The sequence below is a fragment of the Gammaproteobacteria bacterium genome (assembly GCA_022340215.1).
Taxonomy (GTDB): Bacteria; Pseudomonadota; Gammaproteobacteria; order JAJDOJ01; family JAJDOJ01; genus JAJDOJ01.
The window spans coordinates 1-10,010 of record JAJDOJ010000049.1 but is presented as its reverse complement, the minus strand read 5'-3'; the positions used below and the strand labels follow the sequence as shown (position 1 = coordinate 10,010).

Sequence of the window (10,010 nt, the reverse complement as noted above, 5' to 3'; positions counted from 1 at the left end):
GGCTTTCCCTTCAAACACCGCTTCGGTCCGGCTCGAGACGCCGAGCTTGTCGTAAATATTCCGTAGATGCCATTTGGTGGTCCCCAGGGTGATGGACAGAACTCTGGCGATTTCTTTGTTGCTGAGGCCGTTGGCCACCAGCGTCAGGATTTCGGTTTCCTTGCCGCTCAGATTCTGGGTTTGGGTAGGCGGGATCGCTGGTGTGCTGCGCTGTCCCCCAAGGCTCATCTGCGCATCGAACGCATCAGAGAATGCTTGCCTGGTTGCCGGAGTCTTCCGCACGGAGGAGTGTAAAACTCCTCCTTAAATATTGAAATATTGAGTGCGGTGCGTCCAACAGGGGTGGGAAGGCAGGTAGTTGCTACTGGGCCAGATAGCCTCCGTCGATAGGGTAATAGCCACCGGTGGCGAAAGAGGCCTGGTCGGAGCTCAGCCACAGGACCAGCTCGGCGACTTCCCGCGGTTGGCCGATTCGACCCAAGGGTGTCATGGCCACCAGGGCAGCCTCGCCCTCTGGGGCCTGGGCAGCGCAATCCCGTGTGATGAGCGGGGTTTGAATCACGCCCGGGCCCACGGCGTTGATCCGGATACCATGGGGCGCGTACTCGATTGCGGCGGTCTTGGTGAGACCCGCCACGGCGTGTTTAGATGCCACATAGGGGCTGCAGCCGGGGGTTGCAACGGCGCCGCAGATCGAAGAGGTGTTCACGATGGCGCCGCCGCCGTTTTGCACCATGTACTCGATCTCGTACTTCATGCAGTAGAACACGCTGTCCAGGTTGACACCCATTAGCTTTCGCCAGTTTTCCGAGGATTGCTCGGCCAGGGGCCGTAGCTCACCCATGATGCCGGCGTTGTTGAACCCGATATCGAGCTGGCCGTAGGATGCGATTACGGCCTCGACCATCGCCTGACACTCCTCGGGCCGTGATACATCGACTCGGCGGAAAACCACCTCGTTCCCCAGGGACTGCAGGGTAGCCGCAAGCGCTTCGCCGCCTTCCGTGTCGATATCCGCTAGCATCAGCTTGGCGCCGTGGTGCGCGAATAACTCAGCGGTGGCCTTGCCGATGCCCGATGCGGCCCCCGTTATTAATGCAACTTTTCCTGTGAGATCTTTAGACATCTGGCGTTTCCCCGTGTTTGCTCCGGAATAGGTCGCCCCGAAGCCATGCGAAGAGCCGTGTAGGTCTTGCTGTTCGAGGCGGCAACCACGCTATCACGCCTGTATGGAGCACAGGACCTTTCCATGGGAGGGGCGGGGGAGGGTGGGGTCAATCGCGCTGTGGCATTAGATCGCAGCCTCCAGAAATTGTTCCCGGGTCGCCGAAATGTCATCTAAGATTACAGTTGGTGGACATCCGTGAAGTCCTTGAGGAGCTCAAGGTGCCGGCGGAGAGTGATCGAGGGGCGAGAGAACAAAGAGCATTGTCATGACGGGCAATCATCCTAAATACGTAAACGCTTATAAGTATCAAATCGTTATAGTATATGGAGGGTAGGTGATGCTATTCGGAATTTTTCTCGATCGACCCTGGTACTGGCTGCTGCCGGCGCTGATGGCAAGTTTCGCCACGCCCGTGTTTCCGGCCGAGTTCAAGGTTGGCCCTGTCAGCGGGCTGGTGGATTTCTCCCTCGCCTACGGGGTGCTCTTCCGGCTTCAGGATCGGGACGACCGCATCATCGCCCCCGCTAACCGTAAGGGTGGGAAAGCCACTTCCGCGAACCTGGACGATGGCACGCTGAACTACGGCAAGGGCATTGTGTTCAATCAGGTCAGAGGCGACGCGGAGTTGACCCTGTCCTGGCGCGATTTTGGGCTCTTCCTGCGCGGTGCTGGGTTCTACGATTTCGAAACCGAGAAGGGTGACCGCGACCATCGCCCGTTGAGCAGTACGGCCAAGGAACTGGTGGGCAGTGACATTGATCTTTTGGATAGCTATATCCGCTTCCGTACGCCTCCGGACAGTAGGCTGGCGCCGATCAATGTGCGGCTGGGACGCCAGGTGGTCAGCTGGGGCGAAAGCGGCTTTGGCAACGGCATCAACATCATCAACGCCTTGGACGGTGCGGTCGCGCCTCAGCCGACAACGCGGCCGAAGGACATACAACGCCCCCAGGGAATGCTGTGGGGGGTCCTGCAGATCAATGAGCTGCTTGCCGTCGAGGGATTCTATCAGTACGAGTGGAAGAAAACGCTGCCACCTCCCTGGGGTTCGTTCTTCTCGACCTCCGATCCGGGATCACCCGGTAGCCGATTCATTCAGACCGCTTACGGCAAACTGTCGGATTTGGGTACCGATCTGGATGCGTTCTACGGTCTGCCGCCGGGCACCCTGGGCTTCGATCCCCGTTATCAACAGATTACTCGGATCGATAGTGACGATCCCAAGGACGGCGGACAGTTCGGGTTCAGTGTCCAGGGCTTCGTGCCCCGCTGGAACGACATGTCGATCGGCGCCTATTTCGCCAACTATCACAGCCGCCTGCCGGTGGTGAACTCCATTTCGCCGGGTGAGGAGGCTTTCGAGAATGCCACGTTCGAGGCCGCCCTGGAAACAGCACAGGCGCTGCTGCAAAAGCCTGGCGTCACCCCGCAGGCCGCCGTTACCGCCGGCATCGGCCAGGCCATCAACCAGTACATTCAGCAGGAAGAGTATTTCCTCGAGTACCCGGAGAATATTCAGATGCTGGGCGTGAGCTTCAACACCAGCTTGCTCAGCACCGGAACCAATGTGTTCGGCGAATTTTCCTATACCCTAGGCACGCCGCTGCAGATCGACTCACTTCAGGTACTCTGGGCTGGGTCATCGGGGATGGAGGTCGCTCCGGAGTTGAGGGAAAATCTGTTCACGAAAGGCGAGTCCATCACTCCCGATACCGTGACCAAGGGCTTCATCGAGCGGGACAAGAGCCAGCTCTCGCTGGGATTTTCTCAATTGTTCGGGCCACGTTTCAGGGCCTCACAGACACTGGTATTCGGTGAGGCCGCCTATATTCACATCCACAACATGCCGAGCAAAGACAAGCTTCCCCTGCAAGCCGAAGGGGTCACGGCGACCAACAACCCCGAATACTCGGAACCCGGTGGGCCCCAGGCGGGAATACCCCCTGTGAAGAACAAGCACTTAGGGGACGCCGACTCCTGGGGCTATCGGCTCGGCGGCCAGCTTACCTACACGGGTTTGCTCGGCGGGCTCAATCTGACGCCGCGCCTGGTGTGGACCCACGACGTCAACGGCAATACACCCGGTCCCTTGGGGAATTTTACCGAAGGCAAGAAATCCATCACTATCGGGTTGGGGGGACAGTACCTGAACCAGAGTCTGACCGCCAATATCAGCTACACCAATTTCTTTGGCGCAGGCAAATATAATCTGTTGAACGACAGGGATTTCTTGAGCTTCAATGTTCGGTTTATCTTCTGACGCGGAGAGTGCAGCCATGGGTTGTCGAGAATCGAAGCTACAGGGATGGGCGCTGGTATTGGTACCGGTGCTGATGTGGACCGCGACACTGGCCGTTGCCGCCGTGTCGCCCCAGGAGGCCGCCAAGCTCGGCGGCCCGGAGCTGACCCCGGTAGGGGCAGTGCGGGCCGGTAATGCCGAGGGCACCATTCCACCCTGGACCGGGGGGCTCACCACGGCGGTGCCGGGTTTCGAGCCCGGGGATCGCCATCCGGACCCGTTCGGGGACGATCCGGTGCGCTATACCATCACCGCCGCGAACCTGGATCACTACGCGGACAAGCTGAGCGAAGGTCAGAAGAGGCGGCTGCGGACTTATCCGGACAGTTGGCGGATGAACGTCTACCCGACCCGGCGTAGCGCCGCCTACCCCCAGTTCGTCTACGACGCGCTCAAGGCCAACGCGACCCGCGCCGAGCTCATCACCCAGGGCAAGGGTGGCGTGCGCAACAGCGACGTCAGCTCACCTTTTCCGATCCCCCGGAGCGGCCTGGAGGTGATCTGGAACCACAACCTGCGCTGGCGCGGCATTCACGTTGTCCGTTACAGCGCATTGGCGCCGGTCACGCGTCTGGGAAACTACCGCCGCGTCGCTAAACTCGAGGAGTTCGGGTCGGCCTATGCCTTTCCCGGAACCAGTGAGACAAAGCAGAAATACAGCTTCTTGTTCGCGGCAGTCAAGGGAAAATACCTGACCCCCGGGTCGGTTGCAGGCAACGGGGCCCTGGCCCTGGAGCCACTTGACTACTCCGGCCATGAGCGGGTGACCTGGAACTACAATGACACCTTGAAGCGCATCTTCCGCAACCCGACAATTGCCTATCAGTTCCCCGCGCCCGAAACCGACGCCCTGCGAACCATCGACGATTTCTGGCTGTTCAATGGCGCCACCGACCGTTTCGAGTGGAATTTGCTGGGGAAGCGAGAGATGTTCATTCCTTACAACGCCTACCGGCTGCATAGCGGTCAGGTGGATGAAAACGATATCCTTGGCCGTCACCATATCGACCCGGAGCTGACCCGCTACGAGTTGCACCGGGTCTGGGTGGTGGAGGCGGTGTTGAAACCGGGCGCGCGGCACATTTACTCGAGACGGGTTTTCTACATCGACGAAGACAGTTGGCAGGCGATGGTCGCCGATGTTTATGATCTCGACGGGCAGCTCTGGCGCCTCCAGGAGTCCCACACGCTGAACTTTTACGAGGTACCGGTGGTGTTCGATACCCTGCAGGTGTTCCAGGATTTCAAGGCCCGCCGTTACCTGGTAGAGGGGTTGGACAATCACCGTCAGTCCGCCCGGTTCTACGACGAACTGGAAGGGCGCAATTTCAGCCCCATTTCCTTGAAGTACTACGTGCGCTAAGCGGGAGGCTGGAGAGTGCCGACATCGTCTTTCGGCATTAGATGAATAAAATACGTCATCATATGACATGAATAAGTCGATTTGACGCGCTATGATGCTGACCCCTGCACACTCGCTAGTGTGCCTGTGCAGGGGTTCGTATTGAGGGAGGTCGTGGGTTTCACTACCACCTCTCTACGAGGCTATGGGATGGGGCTGAAGGGGAAACCAGTAAATGCAGGGTATCATCGAGAATTTTAGGCTAGCGCTCTCCGAGCTGCGTTTCATCGGCCGAGATCTGCATCGTCCGGAGAGTGTCATCGCCGAGCGCGACGGGACCCTGTGGGTTTCCGACAGCCGGGGTATCGTGACGAGGATCGACACCGATGGAGAGCAGACGGTGCTGGGTAATGCCGGCCACGAGCCCAATGGGCTGGCGATGGACGCCTTGGGTAACCTGTACAATGCCAATATCGGCGACGGCCGGGTCTACAAAATGGGCCGCGACGGTTCCAGTGAGGTCATCCTGGACCAGATTGACGGTCAACCTCTCGGGGCACCCAACTTTGTCTTCATCGACAGCCGGGATCGTCTTTGGGTTTCCATTTCGTCGCGGCGGCCCAACTGGTTCGAAGCTAGCCGTGATCCCCAGCCGGACGGCTATATCATTCTCATCGACGATAAAGGACCTCGGGTCGTCACCGACGGGATCTATTTTACCAACGAGATCCGCCTGGATGCCGAAGAGCGGTATCTGTACGTAGCGGAAACCATGAAGTGTCGGATCTTGCGGTTTCCCGTGCGCGGCGACGGTAGCCTCGGGGAGAGGGAAGTGTTCGGCCCCGAAACGTTGGGCTTCGGTGCCTACATCGATGGTTTCGCCTTCGATGCCGAGGGCAATATCTGGCTGACCACCGTGCTTCGCAACGGTTTGATGATCATCGATACCGAGGGCAAGGCTCACAGCGTGTTTGAGGACCCGGTGGACGCGGCTCTCGAACACGCCATAGCCAAGCTGGAAACTGGCGCACTGGTTCCCGAGGACATGTACGCCTGCGCCGGCCCGAGGTTGCAGTTGCCCGCCAGCGTGACGTTCGCCGGAGAGGACCTGCGCACTGTGTACATGGGCTCTCTGGGGATGCCCCATCTGGCGAGCTTTCGCTCGCCAGTGCCGGGTCTGCCCATGCGGCACTGGCGGTAAGCGTTGTTGGTTTCTTGGTAAGTTCCATTGATCGCGGCTCGAAAAGGGATCGAGCGCAAGGTCTGAAACGGCAAGGTCTGTTTCGGGAATGGATCAGTTCACGACCTGCCAGGCCGGCGGCTGCCAGACATTGTCGATGATTTTCTGATCCGGCTGATAGGCGCGGAAAATCACCCAGAAACGTCCTTCCGGTGCAGGCAGCCAGTTGACACCGTCTTCCTCCGGTTTTTTGTGGGACAGAATGATGGTCAGTCCGCCATCCGCGTCGCGGATCAGGCCGGGCGTCCGATCGCCGAAGGAATAGCGGTTGATTATACTCGCGTGCTAGCGCGCACGAATTCGATATATTCGGCCAGGGAGCCCTGCGCATCGATGTCGAGTACCAGGAACTCCATTAGTTCGTATGGATGGAGTTGCTGCAACCGCGCCTGCAGTTGCGCGACTCCCTCGGCCGACACCTTCATCATGAGGGTAACCTCGTCGTCCTCGCACACTTCGCCTTTCCAGCGATAGACACTCCGTATGGGGTACATGTTGACACAGGCCGCGACCTGCTCGGTCACCAGCGTGGTGGCAATGGTCTTCGCGTGCTCGGGTGGGACGTTGGTCACGGCGATCTTCATGGTCTTCATGGTCATGCTCTCATTGGTTGTCCAGCCGGCGGCAGATCGCTTTCATCTGAACGCCGTCGTGGTGATGCTCCACGGTGAGTGAATCGTTCTTGAACCTGGATGCGGCGAATAGCCGCTCGACGGCCGCGCGGTCCCGGTAACGGAGCTTCCAGTGCAGAATATGTTGCAGATAGGTGCGATCGGGGTGGTCGGGCCGGAGCTGACCCAGAACGACCGCGCCATCGGGACGCAGTCGCTCGTGGATCCAGTCGAGCAGGCTGACGGCGTCGTCATCATCCTCGTAGCGATTGAGCACATCGGCACCGATAATGACTTTCTGGCGATGCAGGAACGTGTTGTCACGGCCGCGCCCGAGGGTCAGCGTATTACTATGCACCAGGGATATGCGCACCTGCCCGGTGTGCTCCTGCAAGCGCTGCACCGTGTCCTGCAGCGTGTGTGGGTCCATCTCCAGGCAGGTCACGTCGAGGGCGCGCGGGTGGTCGTGCAGCGCCAGCAGGTCTCGGGAGTTGCCGTTCGCGAGGTACGCAACCGGCACTGGCGTGCGCCCCTGCCAGGTCTCGGTGAGTTCGTTCAACGACTGCAGGAGCCATGCACCGCGCCGACACAGCGCGCGGAAGATCGGCCGCGCCAGCACCCAGCGATCGACTGCGGTTCCGAACGCTCCATGGCCGACCGGTCCGGCGTCGTGCAGCAGATCGAGCAGATGACCGTCGCCGGCGTAGCCGTACGGCTTGTTGTACGCATGGTCGTTGATACGACTCGCCATCAGGTATGGAAACGTCAGTCGAAATACGTGCCCGCAGATGATTTCGGCCTGCTCGGGATAGTCTGCGCTGGCCCGGGTGAGCAGTGCGTGCAGGCGATCACAAGCGGACGCGACCCGGTCGTTCAAGTCCGTGTGCGCCGACGCCGCGGCCGAGACCGAGCGAGCCTGCCGGGCTTCCTCGGCCAATTCGGCACAGACGCCGTCCAGCTCATCGAGGATCGCGCTCGGGCACTCCGTGATCGCTGCAAAGCTGACCTGACCACGGTCCCCGGCGCGGGCGGAGTGCGACCTGGAGGCGACCTGGGAGGCGGTCCGCAGTCGCCCGGATATGAGCGTGGCCAGGGATACGTAGAAGCGAGTCGCGAAGCCGGGGACCGAGGCCAGGAGAGTCTGCAGGTGCGCCGAATCGATGACGTCGACGCCGAGCTCGGTGTGGGCTATCACTGACGCACTCGCCGGGGAACGGTCCAGAAACGCCATCTCGCCGAGAAGCGACCCGGGCCCCAGATGCGCGATGGCCATGCCGTTGACCTCGACCCGCGCCACGCCGGAACATATGGTGTACAGCGCCCGAGCGCTGTCGTCGCCCTGCTGGATCACCTCGGTGCCCTGGGCGAATGTCACCCGGCGCGAGGACTCGATCATGAGCGCCTGATCGTCGATGGTGAGAAACTTGAGTGCCTCGCTCATGGCGGCGTCTGCGTCTCGCTGGTCAGGGCGGCTCGGTCACCGGTGCAAAATCGCGCAGCAATCGCGCGTACACGTCGGGGGAGCGCCGCAGTCGCTGCGCGTCCACAATCGCGAAGCTGGTAAACTTGCCCTTGATTTGCCGTGCCCATTCGACGCTGTTCATGGAGCTAGCATCGACGACATAAATCTGCTGCTCGGGTGTAAAGATATTCATCAAGATGACGATGAACTTGGGCCGCGATGCGTGCTGAACGCGCTGGAATACAAGCGGCAGATCGCCGCTGTATAGCTCGATGACCAGACAGGTCATCTCCAGGCGGAGATAGGCATCCAGCTCCAGCGCGAGCTGCGCGGTGGTGATACCGAGCCGGGCGTTGTACCCCGACACGATGACGTAGCTGGGATAGGTGACATCCATGCCGTAGTGCTCGGTGAGCCACGCGCAACAAAGCGTGACGGCCGGCGCCATGACCTCGAAGCGATAATCGCGGCCGGACAAGGATAGAAACGCCAGCAGATCGTAGACCTCGGGGTTACCCTCCACGACCACGGTCACATCGTAGTGCCCTTCTACATGCAACAGCGCCAGGCGCTGGTCGATTCGCTCGATATTGACCGGGTACGTCTGCCAGTCGTAGTCGAGGACGATGACCTGGCCCTGGAACGGCAGGTGTTCGATGATCTCGTAGACAAAGTCGAACGTGACCACGAGCCTGGCCCGGCCGATCAGATCGGCCGCGCGCCGGGTCAGCAGGGAGCGATTGGGGCCGATACCGATGATATGCACCGCTTGTCTGGGCAATGTATCCTGGCCAGCCTGCAAGACCTGATATTCCTGCGCGCGCTGCAACACGGCGCGACGACGCAGGAAGCCGTGCGGAAAGATGGCCAGCACGCGCGAACTGACGGGATGCTCGGTGTCCGTCCATCCCGCGGCGTCCGACAGAAGTCTGGGCTGCATGGCCTCGACCTCGACGATTTCCATGCGCGCATAGCGCCGGCAGAAGTCGCGCAGCCAGAGCAAGGTCAACTGGTCGGCGTTATCCAGCAAGATCGTCTTCTTGTAACGAATCAAGGTGGCGAGGAACGCTTCGAGCTCGTGCGGAGGAATGTGCCCCGGGTCGGACAGCAAGGCATAGCCATCGGCCAGCGCCAGCAGTTTGATGGTCGTGTCGCCGAACGGGATCGACAGTTGATCGTAGATCGCCTTGCTGGCCTGCAGGACGGACGGCTCGAGCGAGTTTATGACGGTACCGGCGGTCATGAAGTCTTGAACGCCCGGCGTTCAAGCTCTGCGATATCGTCCATGGGAGAACGCAGGCGAGCGAGAACAGTTTCCTTGAGCTCGTATCCGTAGCCATCGACTCCGATTGCGATCTTCATTGAGTCAATCTCCCGTGTCGACACAAGCCGCTGTGGATGGTGTCAGTGTACAGATCGACGCGGTGATATACAATTGATTAGGACTTACGCATTGACGAATATGGCAAACTCATGGTAGAGGTCAGCGTTTTGAGTCACGCTTAGTAAGATGATCAGAACAACCACACGCCCCCCGACAGGGCATTGTACCTTACCGATCTCCTCAGTCATAACTTCTCTGTCTGATCGTCGCACAAAACTGCCCGCGGCTGATAGTTGAACCAGCCGGTGAAATACCACTCAACCCTGTGATCTGAGCTATGAGTCAAGCGGCTCGGCGATCATCGTCCTGCTCGTCGTTGTCGACGCCTATGAAGTAGCGGCGTATCTTCGCTATGAGGCTGTTTGGCGGGAGATTGAGGAGTTGTCTGACCACGAGAGGGGCCAGCACTTGTCGGACGGTTTTTTCCGAGGGCAGGGCGCGTGAGCGGGTGCGCAGATAGAGCGTATGGTGTTGCCAGACCTCGGTGCTGAAGCGCAGGGCGAT

Annotated in this window: 10 protein-coding genes; 3 read left to right on the top strand and 7 right to left on the bottom strand. The window is 60.0% G+C overall.

The window, feature by feature from the left end:
- Window positions 1-228 (bottom strand): LuxR C-terminal-related transcriptional regulator (locus LJE91_03690; protein ID MCG6867843.1); only part of this gene is annotated, 228 nt, incomplete at its 3' end.
- Window positions 229-361: 133 nt separating this feature from the next.
- Window positions 362-1,126, bottom strand: a complete 765-nt coding sequence (locus LJE91_03685) for a glucose 1-dehydrogenase (GenBank protein ID MCG6867842.1) — start codon at window positions 1,124-1,126, stop codon at window positions 362-364.
- 379 nt (window positions 1,127-1,505) lie between these two features.
- On the opposite strand from LJE91_03685, the gene LJE91_03680 reads away from it, so the two are divergent.
- From LJE91_03680 to LJE91_03670, 3 genes are all read left to right on the top strand, one after another.
- On the top strand, window positions 1,506-3,428 hold the full coding sequence (locus LJE91_03680) for a DUF1302 domain-containing protein (GenBank protein ID MCG6867841.1): 1,923 nt from the start codon (window positions 1,506-1,508) through the stop codon (window positions 3,426-3,428).
- A 16-nt stretch (window positions 3,429-3,444) separates the two neighbouring features.
- Window positions 3,445-4,830, top strand: a complete 1,386-nt coding sequence (locus LJE91_03675) for a DUF1329 domain-containing protein (protein ID MCG6867840.1) — start codon at window positions 3,445-3,447, stop codon at window positions 4,828-4,830.
- A 214-nt stretch (window positions 4,831-5,044) separates the two neighbouring features.
- Window positions 5,045-6,010 (top strand): SMP-30/gluconolactonase/LRE family protein, encoded by a 966-nt coding sequence (locus tag LJE91_03670; GenBank protein MCG6867839.1) that lies wholly within the window; start codon window positions 5,045-5,047, stop codon window positions 6,008-6,010.
- 93 nt (window positions 6,011-6,103) lie between these two features.
- Here LJE91_03670 and LJE91_03665 read toward each other — a convergent pair whose 3' ends face one another.
- The 5 genes from LJE91_03665 to LJE91_03645 all read right to left on the bottom strand — a co-directional run.
- A complete protein-coding gene (locus tag LJE91_03665; GenBank protein ID MCG6867838.1) occupies window positions 6,104-6,322 on the bottom strand; it encodes a DUF1214 domain-containing protein in 219 nt (72 codons plus the stop codon).
- Window positions 6,322-6,642 (bottom strand): divalent cation tolerance protein CutA, encoded by a 321-nt coding sequence (gene cutA / locus LJE91_03660; GenBank protein MCG6867837.1) that lies wholly within the window; start codon window positions 6,640-6,642, stop codon window positions 6,322-6,324. Before cutA ends, LJE91_03665 begins: the two co-directional genes overlap by 1 nt.
- A gap of 10 nt (window positions 6,643-6,652) precedes the next feature.
- On the bottom strand, window positions 6,653-8,101 hold the full coding sequence (locus tag LJE91_03655; GenBank protein MCG6867836.1) for a cyclic nucleotide-binding domain-containing protein: 1,449 nt from the start codon (window positions 8,099-8,101) through the stop codon (window positions 6,653-6,655).
- Between the two features lie 22 nt (window positions 8,102-8,123).
- Complete coding sequence (locus tag LJE91_03650; protein MCG6867835.1) at window positions 8,124-9,365, bottom strand: hypothetical protein; 1,242 nt, start codon at window positions 9,363-9,365, stop codon at window positions 8,124-8,126.
- Window positions 9,366-9,788: 423 nt separating this feature from the next.
- The coding region (locus tag LJE91_03645; protein MCG6867834.1) for a hypothetical protein at window positions 9,789-10,010 on the bottom strand (222 nt) is incomplete at its 5' end.

Coding starts and splice junctions, on each gene's coding strand:
- LJE91_03670 (MCG6867839.1), top strand. CDS start 5,045: ATGCAGGGTATCATCGAGAATTTTAGGCTAGCGCTCTCCGAGCTGCGT.
- cutA (MCG6867837.1), bottom strand. CDS start 6,642: ATGAAGACCATGAAGATCGCCGTGACCAACGTCCCACCCGAGCACGCG.
- LJE91_03680 (MCG6867841.1), top strand. CDS start 1,506: ATGCTATTCGGAATTTTTCTCGATCGACCCTGGTACTGGCTGCTGCCG.
- LJE91_03685 (MCG6867842.1), bottom strand. CDS start 1,126: ATGTCTAAAGATCTCACAGGAAAAGTTGCATTAATAACGGGGGCCGCA.
- LJE91_03650 (MCG6867835.1), bottom strand. CDS start 9,365: ATGACCGCCGGTACCGTCATAAACTCGCTCGAGCCGTCCGTCCTGCAG.
- LJE91_03675 (MCG6867840.1), top strand. CDS start 3,445: ATGGGTTGTCGAGAATCGAAGCTACAGGGATGGGCGCTGGTATTGGTA.
- LJE91_03655 (MCG6867836.1), bottom strand. CDS start 8,101: ATGAGCGAGGCACTCAAGTTTCTCACCATCGACGATCAGGCGCTCATG.